This is a genomic window from Yersinia sp. Marseille-Q5920, from assembly GCF_946902935.1.
Lineage (GTDB): Bacteria > Pseudomonadota > Gammaproteobacteria > Enterobacterales > Enterobacteriaceae > Yersinia > Yersinia rochesterensis.
Genome location: NZ_CAMPQA010000011.1, coordinates 142062 through 164146 on the forward strand (window position 1 = coordinate 142062; position 22085 = coordinate 164146).

Sequence of the window (22085 nt, forward strand, 5' to 3'; positions counted from 1 at the left end):
TTTTATCAGGGATTATTGATAAACATGCAACCGAGTTCACCTATAGCACTTTACCAGCAAGCAATTGATGTTGGCGACTATCAATCTGATGACGTCCAGCGGCGTACTGTCGCACGGCTGGACACTCTTTATCAGGAATTGAATCAACGCCAAAGCACGCCTGCGGTCAATGTAGGTATCCGAGGGCGTTTGGGCCGCTTACTGGGCCGGGGCGCGTCAAAAACGCCAATACGCCCAGCTCAGGGCTTATATATGTGGGGCGGTGTCGGGCGGGGTAAAACTTGGCTGATGGATATGTTTTTCCACAGCTTGCCGGGTGAACGTAAGCTCCGCCTGCATTTCCACCGTTTTATGTTGCGGGTGCATCAAGAGCTAACAACATTGCAAGGTCATGAAAATCCATTAGAAATTATTGCTGATGGTTTCAAGGCTCAAACTGATGTGCTGTGTTTTGATGAATTTTTTGTTTCGGATATTACTGATGCCATGCTGCTGGCGACATTGCTGGAAGCATTGTTTGCCCGTGGGATCACACTGGTTGCGACGTCCAATATTCCACCGGACGATTTGTATCGTAACGGTTTGCAGCGCGCTCGCTTCTTGCCGGCGATTGAGCTTATTAAGCAATATTGCGATGTAATGAATGTCGATGCTGGTATTGATTACCGCCTGCGCACATTAACTCAGGCTAATCTCTACCTGACACCGCTTAACCCGCAGACTGAACAGGCGATGGAGGATATTTTCGTCAAACTTGCGGGGAAAGAGGGCGAAAAATCCCCGATACTGGAAGTTAATCACCGGCCTTTACCGGCGATTTGCTCTGCGCAAGGGGTGCTGGCGGTTGATTTCCACACATTGTGTGAAGAGGCGCGCAGCCAGTTGGATTACATCGCGCTTTCTAAGCTTTATCACACTGTATTGCTGCACAATGTCCATAAGATGGCGACGCAGGATGAAAACACCGCCCGGCGTTTTTTGGCATTAGTTGATGAATTTTATGAGCGGCGGGTAAAACTTATCATTGCAGCGGAAGCATCAATGTTCGAAATTTATTGCGGCGAACGGCTTAAATTTGAGTATCAGCGCTGTTTATCACGGCTACAAGAAATGCAAAGTGAAGAGTATCTCTCTTTACCGCATTTGCCATAACTGTACTTGCTGTGAAAGTAATCTGCGCCTCAGTTATTCACTTTATGGGCGCTAAAATGCTATTCTGTGGTGGGCGATTATTCTTCGCCCTAACTTAACATGTTTAATTTATACCTTTCTCGCCAAAAACAGTTCGATCTTTGACGTCGACTTCTCTATAATCTTGCGACCCCACGTTACAACAAAGTTTTTTTCCCAGAACTTTGTATAGTGCCAGCATTGGCTATTCGAAGGGGTAGGTTTGCTGGACTGATGGTCGTGTGAGCCTCAACTGTTTTTGAACGTTTGGGTGTTCACCAACGTGTAACTTATTAATTGGGTAAGCTTTTATAATGAAAACTTTCACAGCTAAACCAGAAACTGTAAAACGCGACTGGTATGTTGTTGACGCGAATGGTAAGACCTTGGGTCGCCTCGCTACTGAACTGGCTAGTCGCTTACGCGGCAAGCATAAAGCGGAATACACCCCGCACGTTGATACTGGTGATTACATCATCGTTCTGAACGCAGAAAAAGTTGCCGTAACCGGTAACAAGCGTACAGACAAGATTTATTACCGTCACACCGGTCACATCGGTGGTATCAAACAAGCGACCTTTGAAGAGATGATTGCCCGCAGTCCTGAGCGTGTGATTGAAATCGCGGTTAAAGGCATGCTGCCGAAGGGTCCGCTGGGCCGTGCAATGTATCGTAAACTTAAAGTTTATGCAGGTACTGAGCACAATCATGCGGCACAGCAACCGCAAGTTCTGGACATTTAATCGGGATTATGGCAATGGCTGAAAATCAATACTACGGCACTGGTCGCCGCAAAAGTTCTGCTGCACGCGTTTTTCTTAAGCCGGGTAGCGGTAAAATCGTTATTAACCAACGTAGCCTTGAAGTTTACTTCGGTCGTGAAACTGCCCGTATGGTAGTGAATCAACCGTTGGAACTGGTAGACATGGTTACCAAGTTTGACATGTACATCACTGTTAAAGGTGGTGGTATTTCAGGTCAGGCTGGCGCTATCCGTCACGGTATCACCCGTGCACTGATGGAATATGACGAATCTCTGCGTGGTGAACTGCGTAAAGCTGGCTTCGTAACGCGTGATGCGCGTGAAGTTGAGCGTAAGAAAGTGGGTCTGCGTAAAGCACGTCGTCGTCCACAGTTCTCCAAACGTTAATTTTTTGCCTTTACGGCATCAGATTAATGGTAAAAACCCGGTGTCTCACCGGGTTTTTTTATTTGTTTTAAGCCAGATCAATCGCTAAAAGTACCCTTCCGCTATTTTATTCATTATATTTTTGCCGCTAACCCGTTGTCAGATAGACAATTGTTCATGAAATCGCAGCACCATCCCCACAAAACATGCAAAATCTGGTAAACTATCACTCACTTTTGTGCCTGTTCGGCGAACTGTTGGCGTCCGTGTATCTCCCTGGCTGAATTATTTTCTCGACCAAGGCTTATTTACGGCAGCAACGACCATGATTGCGAACCGGCTGTAAAACGACTCAGGATAGCAACGTCACCGTGGGCTATTCGCATTGTTTTTTCTAGATAATCTTGGAGGTTTTCATGGCTGTCGCTGCCAACAAACGTTCGGTAATGACGCTGTTTTCCGGCCCGACCGACATTTTTAGCCATCAAGTACGCATCGTACTGGCGGAGAAAGGTGTCAGTGTTGAGATTGAGCAGGTTGAAGCTGATAATCTGCCGCAGGATCTGATTGACCTCAATCCCTACCAGACCGTCCCTACTTTGGTTGATCGCGAGCTGACGCTGTATGAATCCCGCATCATCATGGAGTATCTGGATGAGCGTTTTCCTCACCCGCCATTGATGCCGGTCTACCCTGTAGCACGCGGTAGCAGCCGTTTGATGATGAACCGCATTGAGCAGGATTGGTATTCACTACTGGCGAAAATTCAGAAAGGCAATGCGCAAGAAGCGGATGCTGCTCGTAAACAATTACGTGAAGAACTGCTGACTATTGCACCAGTGTTTAATGAAATGCCTTTCTTTATGAGTGAAGAGTTCAGTCTGGTCGATTGTTATCTGGCTCCTCTGCTGTGGCGTTTACCAGAATTAGGTATTGAATTCACTGGCGCAGGTTCTAAAGAGCTGAAAGGCTATATGACACGTGTGTTTGAGCGTGATGCATTCCTGGCTTCTTTGACTGAAGCTGAACGTGAAATGCGCCTGCAAACCCGGGGTTAATTTTATGGCGACGTCTGGTATGACTCCGCGCCGTCCTTACTTGTTGCGCGCATTCTATGAGTGGTTGATTGATAATCAACTGACTCCACATCTGGTTGTGGATGTTACCCGGCCGGGTGTTTCGGTGCCAATGGAGTTTGCCCGTGATGGGCAAATTGTATTGAATGTGGCACCTCGTGCAGTAGGGAATCTGGAATTGGGCAATGAGGAAGTGAGTTTCAATGCCCGTTTTGGTGGTATTCCCCGCGAAGTGACTGTCCCTATGGGGGCGGTGATGGCAATCTATGCGCGTGAAAATGGTTCCGGCACTATGTTTGAACCTGAAGAAGCTTACGATTCTGATGCTGATGGCAATTTTGTCGGCATGGAAGAAGATAACGAGGCTGCGCCGACGGAAAACTTGATGTTGGTAACGGATGAGACTCAAGTGCCTCACGGCGAGGGTAACTCACCGGATGATGAGCCGCCGCAACCGCCACGCAGTGGTGGCCGCCCAGCATTGCGGGTTGTTAAGTAGTCTTTTTTATTTCTCGAGCAAATGTATTATCAGGGCGGCTTTGGCCGCCCTTATTATTTCTGCCAATTATATTGGTCATAGCCAAAATTAAGATAACTTTTTCAGCTCGGCCAGGCAGCTATCACGTTGGCTCATCATGTCACTATTTCTGATGGTTGACAGGGTGTGAGTAGCGCGTTGCTGGAAATTGGCTTTCGCCGCGCTATCTTTAACCTCGGCTGGCGCAGTACAAATCTCTGACAAAGTGAGAGTCTTACTGTTGCTTACTGCTTTGAGTACCGCGGCTGGGTTATAAATTAGCGCGGAGGATAGGGCAGATTTCACCCCCGCAGTGAAACTCGCGTTGCCGGCATCTGCTAATTTAGGAGCCATGGCAATCCAGTTATCATCACCCAGCTTGATATTATTCTCTACAGCAGGTAATTGCCCCGCTTTTGCTAATTCAGCCACCACTGCACGAGCGCCTCGCGCCTCAATATTGTAACCAACTTCTTGATAATTAAGTGACATCGCTAATGCGCTGCTGCTAATAGCCAGCAAGCCGCCAGCAATGAAAAGTAAGTGAGATTTCATAACAGATGATCCTTTCTTTAAAACAAGGCGTAACAACATAATATGCAGACCAGTGAAATTGGCTCATAAAGTATTAATCAATATGAACTCGGCCTTTACTATAGCGCTTTAGGTATAAAATGTTGAAAATAAGGTTGCTGAGATTGTTACAAAATCTTGAGTAAGTGGAGATATGCAGTAGAAAATAGCAATAAAAAGGGGCTGGATAACCAGCCCCTGATTTCTTTGAGTCTATATTGGGATCAAACTTCCAGATAATTCATAATACCTTCAGCCGCTTTGCGGCCTTCAGCAATGGCAGTTACCACCAAATCAGAGCCACGGACAATATCGCCACCGGCAAAGATTTTTGGGTTACTGGTCTGGAAGGCGTTATCCGTGCGCTCTGGTGCTACCACACGGCCTTGTTTATCCAATGCCACGTCGTGAGCCGCCAACCATTCCATGCTGTGTGGACGGAAGCCAAACGCCATCACCACGGCATCTGCGGGCAGAATATGTTCTGAACCTGGGATCTGCTCAGCCACACTACGGCCTTGTGCATCTGGAGCGCCCAGTTGAGTGCGAACCATTTTCACACCACAAACTTTGCCGTTACTGTTCACTTCGATGCTCAAAGGTTGCAGGTTGAATTTAAATTCGACCCCTTCCTCGCGGGCATTTTTCACTTCCCGCTTGGAACCCGGCATGTTGGCTTCATCACGGCGATAGGCGCAAACCACGTCGGTAGCCCCTTGGCGAATGGAGGAGCGCACGCAGTCCATCGCGGTATCACCGCCACCCAGCACCACCACGCGTTTACCTTGCATGTTGATATAGGGTTCGTGAGGTGCAGCCTCATAGCCCATTAACTGTTTTGTATTGGCGATCAGGAATGGCAGCGCATCATACACACCGGATGCATCTTCGTTTTCCAAGCCACCGCGCATGGATTGGTAAGTGCCCACACCGAGGAACACCGCGTCATATTCTTGCAGCAGCGCATCCATGGTGATGTCTTTGCCAACTTCAGTATTCAGTTGGAATTCAATGCCCATCTCGGAGAAAATTTTGCGGCGCTTTATCATCACTTCTTTTTCCAGCTTAAAAGCCGGAATACCAAAGGTGAGCAAGCCGCCAATCTCTGGGTGGCGGTCAAATACCACTGCTTGTACGCCATTACGCGCGAGCACATCAGCACAGGCTAGCCCGGCAGGGCCAGCGCCAATCACCGCCACACGTTTACCGGTGGGGTGAACATGGGACATATCCGGCTTCCAGCCCATTTCAATGGCTTTATCACTGATATAGCGCTCGATGTTGCCGATAGTGACCGCGCCAAACTCGTCATTCAGGGTACAAGACCCTTCACACAAGCGGTCTTGCGGGCACACACGGCCACAGACTTCCGGCAAGCTGTTGGTCTGGTGAGCTAAGTCTGCCGCTTCCATAATTCGCCCTTCGTTGGCCAGTTTCAGCCAGTTAGGGATGTAGTTATGCACCGGGCATTTCCATTCGCAATAGGGGTTACCGCACGACAAACAGCGGTCTGCCTGTGCTTTCGCCTGTGTTTCCGAGAATGGCTCGTAAATCTCAACAAATTCAATTTTGCGGATCTTCAGCGGCTTTTTCGGCGGATCTACGCGCTGTAGGTCGATAAACTGATAAACATTCTGACTCATTTCAACCCCTTACTGCGCTTGAACCCGCAGCTCAGCTGCGGAACGGCTACGGTGACCCAACAGTGCTTTCACATCGCTGGATTTCGGTTTAACCAAAGCAAACTTGGTCACCCATTCCGGCCAGTTAGCCAGAATTTCTTCACCACGGCTAGAACCCGTCAACTGAACATGTTCAGTGATCAGGCCGCGCAGATGCTCTTCATGGATTGCCAGTTGGTCGACGTCGAGCACTTCGACCAGCTCAGGGTTAACGCGTTTACGGAATTCACCATCTTCATCAAGGACATAAGCGAAACCACCCGTCATCCCGGCCCCGAAGTTAATCCCGGTACGGCCCAGTACGCAGACAATCCCGCCTGTCATATATTCACAACCATTATCACCGATACCTTCAACGACAGTAATCGCACCGGAGTTACGCACGGCAAAACGCTCACCGGCTCGACCCGCGGCGAACAATTTGCCGCCAGTGGCGCCATACAGACAGGTATTGCCGACAATGCTGGCTTCATGACTGCGGAAGTTGGAACCCACAGGCGGGCGCACTGCGATGCGGCCACCGGCCATGCCTTTACCGACATAATCGTTGGCATCGCCCGTCAGGGTTAGCTCGACGCCGCCCGCATTCCACACCCCGAAGCTCTGACCGGCAGTGCCGGAGAAGTAAGCTTTGATAGGGTCAGTTGCCAGGCCTTGGTCGCCATGTTTAGTGGCAATCGCGCCGGACAACGCCGCGCCCACTGAGCGGTCGGTGTTGCGAATATCAAAGTAAAACGTCTTGCTGTGTTTCGCTTCAATGTGCGGTTCAGCTTGTGCCAGCAACTCTTTGTTCAATAAGCCTTTATCAAACGGAGGGTTACTTTCAGTGCAATACAGTGCTTTACCCGGATGTGGCGTAGCTGTTTTCAGCATTGGCGACAAATCCAACTTGTTCTGTTTGGCGGAGATGCCATCAAGTTCCAGCAGCATGTCAGTACGGCCAATCAAATCAACCAGTTGGCTAACACCCAGCTCCGCCATGATTTCACGGGTTTCACGGGCGATAAACTGGAAGTAGTTCACTACACGTTCAGGTAGGCCGTGATAATGGTCACGACGCAATTTCTCATCTTGGGTGGCTACACCAGTGGCGCAGTTATTCAGGTGGCAAATGCGTAAGTATTTACAACCCAGTGCTACCATAGGGCCAGTACCGAAGCCGAAGCTTTCCGCACCCAAAATTGCCGCTTTAACAATGTCGACGCCGGTTTTCAGGCCGCCATCCACTTGCAGACGGATTTTATGGCGCAGGCCATTAGCAACCAGTGCTTGCTGAGTTTCCACCAGCCCCAGTTCCCACGGGCAACCGGCATATTTCACCGAAGAAAGTGGGCTTGCGCCAGTACCGCCGTCGTAACCGGCGATGGTGATCAAATCGGCATAAGCTTTCGCCACACCGGTGGCAATGGTGCCGACGCCCGGCTCAGAAACCAGTTTCACTGAAATCAGGGCTTTCGGATTGACCTGTTTCAAATCGAAAATCAGCTGTGCTAAGTCTTCGATTGAGTAAATATCATGGTGCGGCGGTGGGGAAATTAAGGTTACACCCGGCACCGAGTAGCGCAGTTTGGCGATATACGGCGTGACTTTATCACCCGGTAATTGGCCACCTTCGCCCGGTTTTGCTCCTTGCGCCACTTTGATCTGGATAACATCAGCATTCACCAGATACGCCGGTGTCACACCGAAACGGCCAGAAGCCACCTGCTTGATACGGGACACTTTATTGGTGCCGTAACGCGCAGGGTCTTCACCGCCTTCACCGGAGTTAGAGAACCCGCCGAGGCTGTTCATGGCGATGGCGAGTGATTCATGGGCTTCCGGGCTGAGTGCGCCGATGGACATGGCGGCAGTATCAAAGCGCTGGAACAGAGATTCAGCCGGTTCAACTTGATCGACTGGGATCGGGGTGCCTTGCGGTTTGATGGCCAGCAGATCGCGCAATGTGGCAACCGGGCGCTCATTCACCAGCTTGGCATAAACCTGATAATCACTGTATTCGCCGCTGTGAACCGCGGTTTGTAAGGTGCTGACCACATCCGGGTTATACGCATGGTATTCGCCGTTGTGGACAAATTTCAGTAATCCGCCCTGATCCAGCGGCTTGCGTTTCAGCCAGGCGCGTTTGGACAGATTCTGTAAATCCTGTTGGAAATCACTGAAACTGGCCCCGCCAATACGGCTAACCACACCTTGGAAGCATAGGTCGGACAGGTCGCGGTGCAAGCCAACAGCTTCAAACAGTTTGGCGCAGCGGTAGGAGGCGACGGTTGAAATGCCCATTTTGGACATGATTTTGTACAGCCCTTTATTGATGCCGTTGCGATAGTTGAGCATCACATCGCGATACTTTTTATCAATCGCCTGGCTATCAACTAATTTAGCCAATGATTCATAAGCTAAATAAGGGTAAATCGCGGTCGCACCAAAACCGAGCAACACTGCAAAGTGGTGCGGGTCACGGGCGCTGGCGGTTTCAACAATAATGTTGGCGTCGCAGCGCAGATTTTTTTCGACTAAGCGAGTTTGGATCGCGCCGACAGCCATCGGGGCCGGTACCGGCAGGCGGTCAGGGGCGATAGCACGGTCTGACAGCACCAACATCACGGCACCATCACGCACTTTGCGCTCAGCCTCTTCGCACAAGGCCAGCACCGCTTGTTCCAAATCTGTCTCCGCCGGGTTAAAGGTCAGATCCAGCCGATCAGCGCGGTAATGTTCCCCTTCCAAGGTGGTTAATTGTTGGAAATCGGAGAACAGCAAAATAGGCGATTTAAAGCTCAGACGGTGCGCCTGACCTTCGGCTTCGCAAAATACGTTCATTTCACGACCAATACTGGTCGCCAGTGACATAACATGCGCTTCACGCAGCGGATCGATTGGCGGGTTGGTGACCTGCGCAAACTGCTGGCGGAAGTAATCGTAAATAATACGCGGGCCGCTGGAAAGCACGGCAAACGGGGTGTCATCACCCATTGAACCAGTGGCTTCCTGACCAATTTCACCCAATACGCGGATGACTTGATCCAGCTCTTCGCTACTGTAACCAAACTGCTTTTGATAGGTTTCCAGTGTCGAATCATCTAACTGGCGGCTACCCACCTGATCTTCCGGCAGATCTTCAAACGGCACCAAGCGCTTAACGTTCTTTTCCATCCACTCTTTATAGGGGTGGCGGCTTTTCAGGTCGTTATCAGTTTCGGCGGAATGCAGAATTTTACCGCTGCGGGTGTCAATCACCATCAGTTCACCGGGGCCGACACGGCCTTTTTCGATCACTTCATCGGGCTGGTAATCCCAGATACCGACTTCAGAGGCGCAGGTGATGAGTTTATCTTTGGTGATGACATAGCGCGCAGGGCGTAGGCCATTACGGTCGAGGTTACAGGCGGCGTAGCGGCCATCTGACATTACAATCCCGGCAGGGCCATCCCATGGCTCCATATGCATGGAGTTGAAGTCAAAGAAAGCGCGCAGGTCGGTATCCATATCCGGGTTATTCTGCCAGGCCGGCGGCACTAACAGACGCATAGCACGGATCAAATCCATCCCGCCGCTGAGGAACAGTTCCAGCATGTTATCCAGTGAACTGGAGTCCGAGCCGGTCTCATTGACGAAAGGGGCCGCATCCTGCAAGTCCGGAATTAATGGCGTTTTAAATTTGTAGGCACGTGCTTTGGCCCATTGGCGGTTACCGGCGATGGTGTTGATTTCGCCGTTGTGCGCCAGATAGCGGAACGGCTGAGCCAGTGGCCAGCGCGGCACGGTGTTAGTCGAGAAGCGCTGGTGGAACAGGCAAATAGCCGATTCCATGCGCAGGTCAGCCAAATCCAGATAAAAGCGCGGCAGATCCGTAGGCATACATAAGCCTTTATAGATCGTGACCAAGTTAGAGAAACTACAAACGTAGAAGTCTTTGTCGTTGGTAATGCGCTTCTCAATACGGCGACGCGCTACAAACAGGCGGCGTTCCATATCACGTGGACGCCAGCCAGCAGGGGCGTTCACAAAAATTTGTTCAATCCGAGGCAGGGAGGAGAGAGCGATTTCACCAAGAACATCCGGGTTGGTCGGCACTTCACGCCAGCCGATAATCGACAGCGTTTCATTTTGCAATTCTTCTTCTACAATGCGGCGGCTTGCCTTGGCGAGTTCTTCGTCCTGACTGAGAAACATCATGCCGACGGCATAGTTTTTGGCCAAACGCCATCCGCGTTCTTCAGCGACCATCCGGAAAAAACGATCCGGTTTTTGTAATAGCAGACCACAACCGTCGCCGGTCTTGCCATCAGCAAGGATCGCGCCACGGTGTTGCATTCGGGCCAGTGCGTGTATCGCGGTACGCACCACCTTATGGCTAGGTTCGCCTTCTATGTGGGCGATTAGGCCGAAACCACAGTTGTCCCTCTCAAGGGATTTATCGTACAACATATCAGTGAACCTCCCCAGGCTCTGCGAGACTCTCACAAACCGACTCCAGAAGGACATATTGGCATCAGGCGGGGTGGGCTGACAGCCGCATATTTCGCGACAAATCTGCTTTTCCGCCCTCCGGCAATGGCCTCTTGTGACGGTTCTCACAAGTGGTATAAGACTTGTTTTAAGAGGGAGTCTTAAATTACTGCATAATTATGACTAGACGTTTGCCCGTCCAGAAAGCTTCCAGCGGACTTCCAACTTAGCGAGAAAGAATACTCAGGTCAAATATAGGCTTAAGATATATCGTTAATGTAATAATAGGGTTTATCGTAATGATAAATATAAATTTATTGGTGTTTTTTCCCTGCTCAATGCACCATGAGGTAGATACTAAAGTGTGAGCTGTCTCACTATAGTGCAATCGACAAATCGCTGCACCATGCTAGTGCTGGTGGGGATTGCGGAATGATAAACTGGATTTAATATATTTTCTGGTGTTTAAAACTATTTTTCATTGAATTGTAACAGAAGCGCTAAGGGCTGGGTGGAAATAAGAAAATTTAATCATCGGTCAAGTGATTTTATTTGCATTTATAGTGAATGGTTATGCGAAGCTGCACCCAAGGGCTTGGGAGTTGATCTCTGTCATCGCGAATGATATCGCTAGCGGGTAGCCTAAAGCTCTTTTTTGACAGGCAGTGCCAAGATTATGCAGTTGCAGCGATTAGTCAATATGTTTGGTGCGGATTTACAGCGCCGCTATGGTGAAAAAATTCATAAACTCACGCTACACGGCGGGTTTAGCTGCCCTAATCGTGATGGAACTCTGGGGCGCGGCGGCTGCACTTTTTGCAATGTGGCCTCATTTGCTGACGAACAAATGCAGCAGCAGGGCATTGCACAGCAATTAGCGGAACAGGCCAAAAAAGCCAATCGGGCAAAACGCTACCTGGCCTACTTCCAGGCCTATACCAGTACTTATGCAGAGGTCAATGCGCTGGCGGCGATGTATGAGCAAGCTTTGGCTGAAGCTGACATTGTCGGTTTGTGTGTCGGCACTCGGCCCGATTGTGTACCGGACGCGGTGTTGGATTTATTGAGTGGTTATCATCAGCAAGGTTATGAGGTTTGGTTGGAGTTGGGGCTACAAACCGCGAATGATAAAACCCTCAAACGTATTAATCGTGGCCATGATTTTGCTTGTTACCAGCAAACTGCCCGCCGTGCTCGTGCTCGAGGGCTGAAAGTGTGCTGCCATTTAATTGTTGGCTTGCCCGGTGAGAATCAGGCGCAGTGCATGGAAACGCTGGAGAAAGTGGTGGCAACCGGTGTCGATGGGATAAAACTGCACCCGCTGCATATCGTGGAGGGCAGTATCATGGCCAAAGCTTGGCGGGCGGGGCGTTTGCCCGAACTGGCACTGGAAGATTATGTGCTTACCGCCGGTGAAATGATCCGCCATACCCCCGCCGAAATTGTCTACCACCGGATTTCTGCCAGTGCCCGCAGGCCAACCCTGCTTGCGCCATTGTGGTGCGCGAACCGCTGGACGGGTATGAATGAGTTGAATAATTATATGCTGGCCCATGGCGGGCAAGCCTCTGCGCGGTGATCGGCTACTGCGCATCGTCATACTGGGATTGTGCAGTGCTCACAAAATGCATGCATTTTGAATGCCCTTTAGGGCGGCCCGCAGGGGAGCGTAGCGAATAAAATCCTCACGTACTACGTGTACGCTCCGGTTTTTCCGCACTGTACGCACTCAGTCTGACTTAGCTCGCTACGCCGTAATTTTTTACCGCCCACCTTGTTTCTCACACAATACCTCATTGTGATTTGCAATCTTTTCCACACTTCTGAGGAAGCCATCTTATCTCAGCCCAGTTTTGCGGTATGATTTATCAGATAAACACAGACAGGGGTTGCTATGAAGCAAATCAGGGTATTAGCCCAGTACTACGTTGATTTAATGGTTAAGTTAGGGCTGGTTCGCTTCTCACTGCTACTGGCATCTGTGCTGGTGTTGCTGGCCATGGTGGTTCAGATGGCGGTGACCTTTGTATTGAGTGGCTCGGTGGAAACCCTCGATCTGGTGCGTTCCATTTTCTTTGGTTTGCTGATAACCCCATGGGCAGTGTATTTCCTGTCGGTGGTGGTTGAACAACTGGAAGAGTCGCGCCAGCGTTTATCGCGGTTGGTGGATAAGCTCGAAGTAATGCGTTATCGCGATTTAGAGCTGAATAAACAACTGACGGAGAATATTGCTCAACTTAATCAGGAAATCGTCGAGCGCGAGAAAGCAGAGAAAGCGCATCTGCAAGTGGTCGACAAACTGAAAGAAGAGATGGGCCACCGTGAACAGGCGCAGATTGAGTTAGGTCAGCAGTCGGCCTTATTGCGCTCTTTTTTGGATGCTTCACCGGATTTGGTTTATTACCGTAACGAAGATAATGAGTTCTCCGGCTGCAACCGGGCAATGGAATTGCTGACCGGTAAAAGTGAGAAGCAATTGGTCGGGCTGACCCCTAAAGAGGTTTATGCGCCGGATATTGCTGAGAAAGTCATGGAAACCGATGAGAAAGTTTTCCGCCACAACGTTTCGCTAACCTATGAGCAATGGCTGGTGTACCCCGATGGCCGCAAAGCCTGCTTTGAATTGCGGAAAGTGCCGTTTTACGACCGTGTCGGTAAGCGTCATGGATTGATGGGTTTCGGGCGCGATATAACCGAACGCAAGCGCTACCAGGACGCGCTGGAGAATGCCAGTAGGGATAAGACGACTTTCATCTCAACTATCAGCCACGAGCTGCGTACGCCGCTTAATGGCATCGTGGGCCTGAGCCGCATCTTGTTAGATACCGAATTAGATAGCGAGCAATTAAAGTACCTGAAAACCATTCACGTCAGTGCTATTACCCTCGGGAATATCTTCAACGATATCATTGAGATGGATAAGTTGGAGCGCCGTAAAGTTCAGCTTGATAATCAACCGATTGATTTTACTGGGTTTATGGCGGATTTAGAAAACCTTTCTGGCCTGTTGGTGCAGCCAAAAGGGCTGAAGTTCATTATGGAACCGCAGTTACCATTGCCGGAGAAAATCATTACCGATGGCACCCGCTTGCGCCAAATTCTGTGGAATTTGATTGGCAACGCGGTGAAGTTTACCCAGCAAGGCGAAATTGTGGTACGGGTGCGGCGGGAAGGCACTGACCGCTTGATTTTTGAAGTAGAAGATTCAGGGATGGGCATTCCTGAGGATGAACAAGATAAGATTTTCGCCATGTATTATCAGGTGAAAGATAGCAATGGCGGCCGCCCGGCGACCGGAACGGGCATCGGGTTGGCGGTGTCTAAACGTCTGGCACAGAGCATGGGCGGTGATATCACGGTGAAAAGTGCCCAAGGGGCAGGTTCATGCTTTACCCTGACGATTAAAGCGCCAGCCGTGCAGGCCACGTCCAGCACGCCATCAGGTGAGGATCTCCCGTTGCCGGCTCTCCACATCTTGCTGGTGGAGGATATCGAGCTGAATGTTATCGTCGCGCGTTCGGTGTTGGAGAAACTGGGCAACAGTGTCGAGGTGGCGATGAATGGCCACGATGCGCTGGCGATGTTCAAACCGGATAATTTTGATTTAGTGCTGTTGGATATTCAATTACCAGATATGAGTGGGTTGGATATCGCCCGTCAAATTCGGGCTGATTATGGGCAGCAATCCTTGCCGCCATTGGTGGCCTTGACCGCTAACGTGCTGAAAGACAAAAAAGAATATTTAGATGCCGGGATGGATGATGTGCTGAGTAAGCCGTTATCAGTGCCCGCGCTCACGGCCATGATTAAGCAGTTCTGGGATCATAAGCCTTCTTCTGCCGCTAAAAAACAGGAACTTAAAGTGATGCAAACCCATGAATCGTTACTTGATACTGCCATGCTGGAACAATATATCGATTTGGTTGGCCCACAACTAATCCATCAAAGCCTTGAAATGTTTGAACAAGTGATGCCGGGCTATTTGGCGGTATTGGATTCAAACATGACCGCGCGGGATCAGCAGGGTATTACAGAAGAGGCGCATAAAATTAAAGGGGCGGCTGGCTCCGTGGGGTTACGCCATATCCAGCAGCTTGCACAGCAAATTCAGACACCGACACTGCCAGCATGGTGGGATAACGTGCAAGATTGGGTCGATGAATTAAAATCAGAATGGCGCAATGATGTTCAAGTGTTACGTGAGTGGGCAGCGACCGCTGAAAAAAAATAACCCCGACCGAGGCCGGGGTGCGCGAATACTGCGCCAACACCAGGGAAATCGTCAACCTGCCTAATAATTTCGATTTCTAATGGATTCGCAGGTTGTAAGGATTCGTCCATACATCATACAAGCAATAACATAGCAAATGTAAGCGCTCTTGTTACAAGATTCATTAAAATATGTGATAGAGATTGGTCTTTGTTACTAGAACGAGTTAAGCAATTGACAGCGTGAGAAAAGGAGAGGTGTGATGAAAACAGTCGGTGTAGTGCTGAGTGGATGTGGTGTTTTAGATGGCACAGAGATACATGAGTCTGTCTTAACTATATTAGCATTGGATCGTGCTGGAGCTCGTGTTTTATTCTTCGCACCAGATAAGCCGCAACTCCATGTTATTAATCATCTTACTGGTGAAGAATCTACTGAGCAGCGGAATGTTTTAGTGGAGTCTGCGCGCATTGCTCGGAGCCTGATAAAGCCGCTTTCTGTCGCCAATTCAGAGGACTTGGATGCCCTTATTGTTCCTGGTGGTTTTGGTGCCGCAAAGAACCTCAGTGATTTCGCCATTAAAGGTTCTGAATGTTCTATAGATCCAGATTTAGTTAAGCTTACTCAATCAATGCATAAGGCCGGTAAACCAATTGGATTTATGTGTATTTCACCGGTGATGTTGCCAAAGCTGCTGGGGAAACCTGTTCGCCTGACGATTGGTAACGATCCCGATACTCTTGATGCAATTGAAGCTATGGGAGGGCAACATGTTATTTGCCCTGCTGATGATGTAGTGGTCGATGCAGAGAATAAAGTGGTCACAACACCGGCCTACATGTTGGCGGCATCAATTTCCGAAGCAGCAAAAGGAATTGATAAGCTGGTGGCGAAGGTGCTGGATTTAACCGAATGATTTCAGTTCGCCGTGGATTAAATTGGCTTTGGTATTGGGGCAAGCGGGGCATCATTGGCATTGTTGCTCTGTGGTTGGCCGGTATTTTGATTTTTGCTTTCCTGCCGGTTCCGTTTTCCATGGTCATGATTGAAAGGCAGCTCGGGGCCTGGCTGACAGGCGATTTTTCATATGTTGCTCATTCTGATTGGGTGCCGATGGATGAAATCTCGCCTTATATGGCGCTGGCGGTGATGGCCGCGGAAGATCAAAAATTCCCTGAGCATTGGGGGTTTGATGTCGGTGCCATTGAGTCGGCATTAGCCCACAATCAGCGCAATCAAAATCGTATCCGTGGTGCATCCACCTTATCGCAACAAACCGCCAAAAATCTGTTCCTATGGGATGGACGCAGCTGGGTGCGTAAAGGGTTGGAGGTGGGCCTGACCGCCGGTATTGAGTTGGTGTGGACCAAGCGGCGTATTCTGACGGTTTATCTGAATATCGCGGAATTTGGCGAGGGTATTTTTGGTGTGGAAGCGGCTGCGCGCCATTTCTTTAATAAACCGGCCAGTAAATTGAGTGCGTCAGAAGCCGCCCTGTTAGCCGCAGTTCTGCCCAATCCACTACGTTTTAAAGTGAATGCGCCATCAGGTTATGTTGTTTCCCGCCAACAGTGGATTTTGCGCCAGATGCGGCAGTTGGGTGGCAAGGCGTTTTTGCAGGAAAATCAGTTAGATTAAGAAAACGGGCTTAGATTGCGCTAAGCCCGTATCAGTTTGATTCTATGTCAATAAACTGAGTTATTTCACAATAGTAAACGCGGTAGTCACATGCTTAACGCCACTCACCTGACTGGCTATCTGAGCAGCTGATTGCCCTTCCTGCTGAGTCACCAGACCCAAAAGGAACACTTCGCCATTCTCCGTGGTGACTTTCACGTTGGAGGATTTAACCGAGTCGGCGGTCAGTAATTGTGAGCGAACTTTGGTGGTGATCCAAGTATCCATGGATGCGGTGGACAGATCGACCGGCTTACCCAAGCGCATTTCGTTATACACTTCTGTGGCACCATCAACACCGGCTGCAATTTGCTTGGCACGGCTAGACAGTTCAGCTGTTGGCGATTGCCCTGTCAGCAAAACCTTCCCTTGATAAGCGGTCACGACAAAACGTGTTTGGCTCTTTATCTGCTGATCTTTGCTCAGTGCATTGACAACTCTGGCCTCAAGTGTGCCATCGTCGACCTGGGTGCCGACAGAGCGCGGGTCTGTGGCAGATTTAGTTGCAACGGCTGCACTGCCAACCACCACAGCACCGATACAACCTTGTAATAACAGGGCGCTGAATAGCATGGCAAAAATATAACCAACCTTCATTCGTGCTCCTTTAATCGTCCTGATGAGGAAATAGAGTGTTATCAATTAAGTCACACAAGCAATTCACTGTCAGCATGTGTAATTCTTGAACCCGAGCGCTACGGTGCGAAGGTATGCGGATTTCAACATCCTGCTGACCTAACAAGCCCGCCAGCTCACCACCATCATAACCGGTCAGTGCGACGATGGTCATATCACGGGTAACTGCGGCTTCGACCGCTTTCACAATATCACGGCTATTGCCACGAGTGGAAATAGCGAGCAAAACATCACCAGCATGACCCAGCGCACGAACCTGTTTGGCATAGACTTCATCATGCAGGCGGTCATTGGCGATTGCTGTCAGCACCACATTATCAGCATTTAAAGCAATAGCTGGCAGGCTGGGCCGTTCTGTTTCAAAACGGTTTATCATACTAGCCGCAAAGTGTTGTGCGTTAGCCGCAGAAGTCCCATTACCGCAGCAGAGAATTTTATTGCCGTTGAGCAGTGACTGAACCAACGTCATTGCTGCACGGGATATGGCATCAGGCAGAGCCTCAGCCGCGGCAATCTGGGTTTGAATACTTTCTGTAAAACAACCTTTGATTCTATCCAGCACGTTGATTTGACCCACTTAATAAAATTAATATGCCCTTCGTATTTGAAGCTGCAAGGGTGTTGGCTACGTTCATTCACTCGAATCACTTACCTGAGTCAGCTCATCGGGATTCGTTCTCTTGCCGCCTACTTGCAACTCCAACTTCTTTGGGCAGAGCCGGCATAAACCGGAGAAAAATCATCAATCCGCATTGAAGGCGTTTGGCAGCCATTCTAACTGACTACCCGTGATGGCAAAAACATCAAAACGGCATAATGTTGTGGCAAAACATGCGTTTCGTTGTGCCAACCAAAGGGCCGCAGCCCGGAGTAGCCGCTGTTGCTTGCGGTAAGTGACACTGGCGGCAGCGCCACCGAATAGGGTATTGCGGCGAAAGCGTACTTCAACAAACACCCAAGTGGCTCCGTCGCGCATGATAAGGTCAATCTCACCACTTTGATAGGTGACATTGGCCGCCTCAAACACTAAACCCGCCCGCTCAAGATGGTGGCGGGCTTGGTTTTCGTAGTGTGTGCCAGTTTTCCTTTGGCTCATAATTCCCTTCGTCCTTGAAATTGCAGGGTTGTTAGCTGCATTCATTTACCCGAATCACTTACTTGAGTAAGCTCATCGGGGTTCACTCACTTGCTGCCTACCTGCAAACTCCAATGACTTTGGGAATACTTTTCGTCCTTGAAATTGCAGGGTTGTTAGCTGCATTCATTTACCCGAATCACTTACTTGAGTAAGCTCATCGGGGTTCACTCACTTGCTGCCTACCTGCAAACTCCAATGACTTTGGGAATACTTTTCGTCCTTGAAATTGCAGGGTTGTTAGCTGCGTTCATTCACCCGAATCACTTACGCCGCCGGTACTACCATGCCCTGGCGGTATTGCAGCCAAGGTAATTTACGGGTGATAACACAATCGGCTGATGCCGTTAAATCACCGGTGGTGCCGCTGACCTGGAAACCAGGAATTTGGCGCATTTCAGCAAAATGATTCGATAATGTCCACGCATCAATGCCCATGGCGTACAAACGTACCAGCGAATAGTCGTTAGCATATTTGGCTGCCGCTTGTTGCATCAAAGCTGGATTCGACCCGGCCATCAGTGGAATATCACTAAACTGAATGCCTTCCATTTCCAGCCGGTAGTCTGGGCCTGCACCTGCTTGATAGCTGCGTGAGCTGGCGAACAGTGCAGGTTTGCTGCGGGTGCTGGTCGCCATATCAATCATTGGCTTAATCAGTGTCAGCTCGGCCGGTGTCGCGATGATATACACCGCATCAATGTTACCACCAACGGCGGTTGAAACTACCGGTGCATCGACGGGCGGTGCAGGGATGGTCAGGCCAGCAATAGTGACTGATGCTGGTGCAGCCGCCGGTGCGCTTGAAACGCTAATCGGTTGACCGGTCAGGCGGATGCCCGCGCCACTGTTGATAGCTTGTTTTAACTCCGCAGTAGAGCCGAAGTTTTGTTGTAATACCGTCTGACCACCTTGCTTCTGCCACTCTTCAGCAAAGGCTTTGGCGATGCGGTCACCCAAGGCACCACGCGGGGTTAGCAACAGCGGCATTCTTTTTTCCTGGCTCCATAAATGATGCGCGGCATCGCGGGCTTCATCTTCAGGAGAAAGGGCGAAATAACAGATATTCGGGCTATTGGTGCTGACTTCCGGCTGGTTCAGCGCCAGAATATTTAGTGTGCTGGGGGTTGCACTCAGTTGTTCAACTTCGGGCTTCAGCAGTGGGCCAACCACCAATGTCGCGCCATCTTGCTGGGCTTGCGCGAGTAAAGCTGCAATCGGCTGAGTGGTGGTATCGTAGATTTTGACTTGTGCATTGCTGGTGGCGACAGGTACCGGCGCTGGTATAGGCGCAGCCACATCTGTAACCGGCGTCGCCGCGGCATCCGTTGGCGTACTTGCGGTTGCATCTGGCTCTACCGGTGTAGGAGCGTTAACTGGCAAGCCATTCTGTGCGGCAGTAAAACCTTGCTGGATAGCATCGGCAAAGACTTGTGCCGGGCCACTTAATGGCAGCAATAAGGCAATTTTCGCCGTAGACGCCTGGCTGAAGTTGCTGATTTGCGTTAATGCCGTTGGCAGGTTTTTCGCTGCCGGATTTTGCGGATAACGATTTTGCCAATCTTTAATACCGGCTTTCAGCATGTCAGGGTCTTGCTTGTTATCCTGATAGACATGCAGTAAATCCAGCCAACCTTGCAGGACGTTTTCGTCCGCGTTAATCACAATGTTATTCAACTCTTGTGGGGTGAGCTGGGCCAGCGCTTGCCAGGTGCCATCAATATTATCTTGATGGGCTTTATCACTGAGCAGGGGTTCTTGAGCAATGAATGCGCGCACCAGCGGCAAGGTTGCTTTACCCTGATTGGCGGCAATCAGTGCTTGATAAAAGCGCACTTGTTGGTTGGCTGAGAACTTCCCTGCATCCAATTTGGCCAAAACATCCGCAGCAGCAGGATTGTTTTTCTGTGCAACCAGCAGTTCTGCGGTCAGTAATTGCTGTTCCTGGCGCTGTGTGTCATTCAGGTCAGCGGGCAAAGTTCCAAGCAGTTCTGCTGCTTGAGGGACTTTCCCTTCGCGTAACTGGGCACGAATGGCAAGTAATTGCCAGTCAGCCTTGTTATCATCACTGCTCTGTTGCAACTGTTGCAGATAATAGTCAGAGTTAGCGCTTGCTTCGTCCTGTATATTGGCGGGCGGCGTCTGTGGTGCTCTGCCTGAACAAGCTGCCAGTATCAAAGCAGCCAACACAACAGGGACTAGCCCTGCTTTGGAACGAACGAATGTTGAGGAAAGCATACTGTATCCAGTGATGTTTTTTTCAAGATGCTCAATATTAAATCGGTAATTCGGATGAAACAATGAATCAACACGATCGAGCAGTGATTTCTGCATCTACGCTTTATGTGGTACCTACCCCAATCGGTAATTTAGGGGATATAACCCATCGGGCGTTAGAGGTACTGAAAGGCGTTGATTTGATTGCGGCAGAAGATACACGTCATACAGGGTTGCTGTTACAACATTTCGCGATCAACGCCCGCCTATTTGCACTTCATGACCATAACGAACAACAAAAAGCCGATCATTTACTGGCGAAACTGCAAGCCGGCCAGAGTATTGCACTGGTTTCAGATGCAGGCACGCCACTGATTAACGATCCGGGCTACCATTTAGTGCGCCGTTGCCGTGAAGCTGGCATCAGAGTTGTGCCATTACCGGGCGCATGTGCGGCGATTACAGCCCTCTCCGCCGCCGGTATTGCCTCAGACCGTTTTTGCTACGAAGGCTTCTTGCCTGCGAAAACCAAAGGACGTAAGGATACTCTGCAAGCGCTGATTGAGGAACCTCGAACCCTAATCTTCTACGAATCAACCCATCGCTTGTTAGAAAGTTTACAGGACATGGTAACTGTACTTGGCCCACAACGCTATGTGGTACTGGCTAGAGAACTCACCAAAACTTGGGAGTCTATCCACGGCGCGCCTGTTGGCGAGTTACTGGCGTGGGTTCAGGAAGAAGAAACCCGACGCCGTGGCGAAATGGTCTTGATTGTCGAAGGCCATAAAGTACAGGCGGATGATGCTCTGCCTGCCGCCGCCTTGCGTACTCTGGCGTTGTTGCAAAAAGAGTTACCGCTGAAAAAAGCTGCCGCTTTAGCCGCAGAAATCCACGGCGTGAAAAAGAATGCGCTTTATAAGTATGCACTTGAACAGCAAGATGACAGCCAAATGCAAGCGGAAGATGACATTCAACAGTAATGTGACTATAATCCGCCGCGGAGTTGACTAGACAGTCGCCGCTTCGCTGCCGTCCCTTTCGGGGGAGACAGGTGAAGGGGAGGAAAGTCCGGGCTCCATAGGGCAGGGTGCCAGGTAACGCCTGGGAGGCGCAAGCCTACGACAAGTGCAACAGAGAGCAAACCGCCGATGGCCCGCGCAAGTGGGATCAGGTAAGGGTGAAAGGGTGCGGTAAGAGCGCACCGCGCGGCTGGCAACAGTTCGTGGCAAGGTAAACTCCACCCGGAGCAAGGCCAAATAGGGGTTCACATGGTACGGCCCGTACTGAACCCGGGTAGGCTGCTTGAGCCAGTGAGTGATTGCTGGCCTAGAGGAATGACTGTCCACGACAGAACCCGGCTTACCGGTCAACTCCACTCATTCCATAAAACCCCGCTTCGGCGCTGAGGGATCCCCACTAATTCAGCGCTAATAAACCAACACCATACTTCGGTAGGTTTTGGCGAGGTGATTAAGAACTGCATCCAGTGCTGTTCGCGTTAAAATTAGCGGAGAGTGTCGCAAGATATTCTCCGCTAATGTCAGATAAGATATAACCCGTCGTGACTTAAGGCTGTTAGCCTGATACCTCAGATGTAACCCTTTATTT

17 protein-coding genes, 1 other RNA gene and 1 pseudogene are annotated in these 22085 nt (G+C 50.1%); 11 read left to right on the plus strand and 8 right to left on the minus strand.

The genetic code is table 11. The annotated features are described in order from the left end of the window. Positions 1-24: 24 nt before the first annotated feature. The 5 genes from zapE to sspB all read left to right on the plus strand — a co-directional run bounded on the left by zapE (position 25) and on the right by sspB (position 3874). Complete coding sequence (gene zapE, locus OVO64_RS15890; RefSeq protein WP_267248890.1) at positions 25-1152, plus strand: cell division protein ZapE; 1128 nt, start codon at positions 25-27, stop codon at positions 1150-1152. A gap of 332 nt (positions 1153-1484) precedes the next feature. Continuing rightward, complete coding sequence (gene rplM / locus OVO64_RS15895; RefSeq protein WP_004710905.1) at positions 1485-1913, plus strand: 50S ribosomal protein L13; 429 nt, start codon at positions 1485-1487, stop codon at positions 1911-1913. A gap of 14 nt (positions 1914-1927) precedes the next feature. After that, complete coding sequence (gene rpsI, locus OVO64_RS15900; RefSeq protein ID WP_005162424.1) at positions 1928-2320, plus strand: 30S ribosomal protein S9; 393 nt, start codon at positions 1928-1930, stop codon at positions 2318-2320. A gap of 395 nt (positions 2321-2715) precedes the next feature. Further along, positions 2716-3357, plus strand: coding sequence for a stringent starvation protein SspA (gene sspA, locus OVO64_RS15905; protein ID WP_004392010.1), 642 nt, complete (start codon positions 2716-2718; stop codon positions 3355-3357). 4 nt (positions 3358-3361) lie between these two features. After that, positions 3362-3874 (plus strand): ClpXP protease specificity-enhancing factor, encoded by a 513-nt coding sequence (sspB, locus tag OVO64_RS15910; protein WP_145509837.1) that lies wholly within the window; start codon positions 3362-3364, stop codon positions 3872-3874. Between the two features lie 87 nt (positions 3875-3961). Here sspB and OVO64_RS15915 read toward each other — a convergent pair whose 3' ends face one another. The 3 genes from OVO64_RS15915 to gltB all read right to left on the minus strand — a co-directional run bounded on the left by OVO64_RS15915 (position 3962) and on the right by gltB (position 10578). Further along, on the minus strand, positions 3962-4447 hold the full coding sequence (locus tag OVO64_RS15915) for a hypothetical protein (protein ID WP_038638769.1): 486 nt from the start codon (positions 4445-4447) through the stop codon (positions 3962-3964). A 242-nt stretch (positions 4448-4689) separates the two neighbouring features. Continuing rightward, positions 4690-6108, minus strand: coding sequence for a glutamate synthase small subunit (locus OVO64_RS15920; RefSeq protein WP_004392007.1), 1419 nt, complete (start codon positions 6106-6108; stop codon positions 4690-4692). A 9-nt stretch (positions 6109-6117) separates the two neighbouring features. Then, positions 6118-10578, minus strand: coding sequence for a glutamate synthase large subunit (gene gltB / locus OVO64_RS15925; RefSeq protein ID WP_038638771.1), 4461 nt, complete (start codon positions 10576-10578; stop codon positions 6118-6120). Between the two features lie 697 nt (positions 10579-11275). On the opposite strand from gltB, the gene OVO64_RS15930 reads away from it, so the two are divergent. The 4 genes from OVO64_RS15930 to mtgA all read left to right on the plus strand — a co-directional run bounded on the left by OVO64_RS15930 (position 11276) and on the right by mtgA (position 16447). After that, a complete protein-coding gene (locus OVO64_RS15930) occupies positions 11276-12178 on the plus strand; it encodes a TIGR01212 family radical SAM protein (RefSeq protein ID WP_050292037.1) in 903 nt (300 codons plus the stop codon). Between the two features lie 315 nt (positions 12179-12493). Further along, on the plus strand, positions 12494-14830 hold the full coding sequence (arcB, locus tag OVO64_RS15935; protein WP_038638778.1) for an aerobic respiration two-component sensor histidine kinase ArcB: 2337 nt from the start codon (positions 12494-12496) through the stop codon (positions 14828-14830). 241 nt (positions 14831-15071) lie between these two features. Continuing rightward, complete coding sequence (gene elbB / locus OVO64_RS15940) at positions 15072-15725, plus strand: isoprenoid biosynthesis glyoxalase ElbB (RefSeq protein WP_267248891.1); 654 nt, start codon at positions 15072-15074, stop codon at positions 15723-15725. Further along, positions 15722-16447, plus strand: a complete 726-nt coding sequence (mtgA, locus tag OVO64_RS15945; protein WP_038638783.1) for a monofunctional biosynthetic peptidoglycan transglycosylase — start codon at positions 15722-15724, stop codon at positions 16445-16447. The genes elbB and mtgA overlap by 4 nt, the downstream gene beginning before the upstream one ends. Before the next feature lie 60 nt (positions 16448-16507). Here the strand turns inward: mtgA and dolP are convergent, their stop codons facing one another. The 4 genes from dolP to OVO64_RS15965 all read right to left on the minus strand — a co-directional run bounded on the left by dolP (position 16508) and on the right by OVO64_RS15965 (position 20495). Beyond that, positions 16508-17083: a division/outer membrane stress-associated lipid-binding lipoprotein gene (gene dolP / locus OVO64_RS15950; protein WP_038638786.1), complete on the minus strand. Its 576-nt coding sequence runs from the start codon at positions 17081-17083 to the stop codon at positions 16508-16510. A gap of 10 nt (positions 17084-17093) precedes the next feature. Then, positions 17094-17684: a DnaA initiator-associating protein DiaA gene (diaA, locus tag OVO64_RS15955; RefSeq protein WP_004710884.1), complete on the minus strand. Its 591-nt coding sequence runs from the start codon at positions 17682-17684 to the stop codon at positions 17094-17096. Between the two features lie 180 nt (positions 17685-17864). After that, positions 17865-18218 carry a YraN family protein gene (locus OVO64_RS15960; protein ID WP_038638788.1) on the minus strand — a complete coding sequence of 118 codons (354 nt, stop codon included), beginning with the start codon at positions 18216-18218 and terminating at the stop codon, positions 17865-17867. Positions 18219-18524: 306 nt separating this feature from the next. Next, complete coding sequence (locus OVO64_RS15965; RefSeq protein ID WP_038638789.1) at positions 18525-20495, minus strand: penicillin-binding protein activator; 1971 nt, start codon at positions 20493-20495, stop codon at positions 18525-18527. A 62-nt stretch (positions 20496-20557) separates the two neighbouring features. Here OVO64_RS15965 and rsmI point away from each other — a divergent pair, with 62 nt between their 5' ends. Continuing rightward, complete coding sequence (rsmI, locus tag OVO64_RS15970; protein ID WP_038638792.1) at positions 20558-21457, plus strand: 16S rRNA (cytidine(1402)-2'-O)-methyltransferase; 900 nt, start codon at positions 20558-20560, stop codon at positions 21455-21457. A 19-nt stretch (positions 21458-21476) separates the two neighbouring features. After that, an RNA gene (gene rnpB, locus OVO64_RS15975) (RNase P RNA component class A) lies at positions 21477-21855 on the plus strand. A 49-nt stretch (positions 21856-21904) separates the two neighbouring features. Here the strand turns inward: rnpB and OVO64_RS15980 are convergent. Then, positions 21905-22085 (minus strand): annotated as a pseudogene (locus OVO64_RS15980) (IS4/IS5 family transposase); the annotation flags it as partial.

Excerpts from the sequence above, each read along its gene's own strand:
- gltB (WP_038638771.1), bottom strand. The coding sequence starts at position 10,578 with ATGTTGTACGATAAATCCCTTGAGAGGGACAACTGTGGTTTCGGCCTA.
- rsmI (WP_038638792.1), top strand. The coding sequence starts at position 20,558 with ATGAATCAACACGATCGAGCAGTGATTTCTGCATCTACGCTTTATGTG.
- rpsI (WP_005162424.1), top strand. The coding sequence starts at position 1,928 with ATGGCTGAAAATCAATACTACGGCACTGGTCGCCGCAAAAGTTCTGCT.
- OVO64_RS15960 (WP_038638788.1), bottom strand. The coding sequence starts at position 18,218 with ATGAGCCAAAGGAAAACTGGCACACACTACGAAAACCAAGCCCGCCAC.
- rplM (WP_004710905.1), top strand. The coding sequence starts at position 1,485 with ATGAAAACTTTCACAGCTAAACCAGAAACTGTAAAACGCGACTGGTAT.
- elbB (WP_267248891.1), top strand. The coding sequence starts at position 15,072 with ATGAAAACAGTCGGTGTAGTGCTGAGTGGATGTGGTGTTTTAGATGGC.
- dolP (WP_038638786.1), bottom strand. The coding sequence starts at position 17,083 with ATGAAGGTTGGTTATATTTTTGCCATGCTATTCAGCGCCCTGTTATTA.
- arcB (WP_038638778.1), top strand. The coding sequence starts at position 12,494 with ATGAAGCAAATCAGGGTATTAGCCCAGTACTACGTTGATTTAATGGTT.
- OVO64_RS15930 (WP_050292037.1), top strand. The coding sequence starts at position 11,276 with ATGCAGTTGCAGCGATTAGTCAATATGTTTGGTGCGGATTTACAGCGC.
- sspB (WP_145509837.1), top strand. The coding sequence starts at position 3,362 with ATGGCGACGTCTGGTATGACTCCGCGCCGTCCTTACTTGTTGCGCGCA.
- OVO64_RS15915 (WP_038638769.1), bottom strand. The coding sequence starts at position 4,447 with ATGAAATCTCACTTACTTTTCATTGCTGGCGGCTTGCTGGCTATTAGC.
- sspA (WP_004392010.1), top strand. The coding sequence starts at position 2,716 with ATGGCTGTCGCTGCCAACAAACGTTCGGTAATGACGCTGTTTTCCGGC.
- zapE (WP_267248890.1), top strand. The coding sequence starts at position 25 with ATGCAACCGAGTTCACCTATAGCACTTTACCAGCAAGCAATTGATGTT.
- OVO64_RS15920 (WP_004392007.1), bottom strand. The coding sequence starts at position 6,108 with ATGAGTCAGAATGTTTATCAGTTTATCGACCTACAGCGCGTAGATCCG.
- OVO64_RS15965 (WP_038638789.1), bottom strand. The coding sequence starts at position 20,495 with ATGCTTTCCTCAACATTCGTTCGTTCCAAAGCAGGGCTAGTCCCTGTT.
- mtgA (WP_038638783.1), top strand. The coding sequence starts at position 15,722 with ATGATTTCAGTTCGCCGTGGATTAAATTGGCTTTGGTATTGGGGCAAG.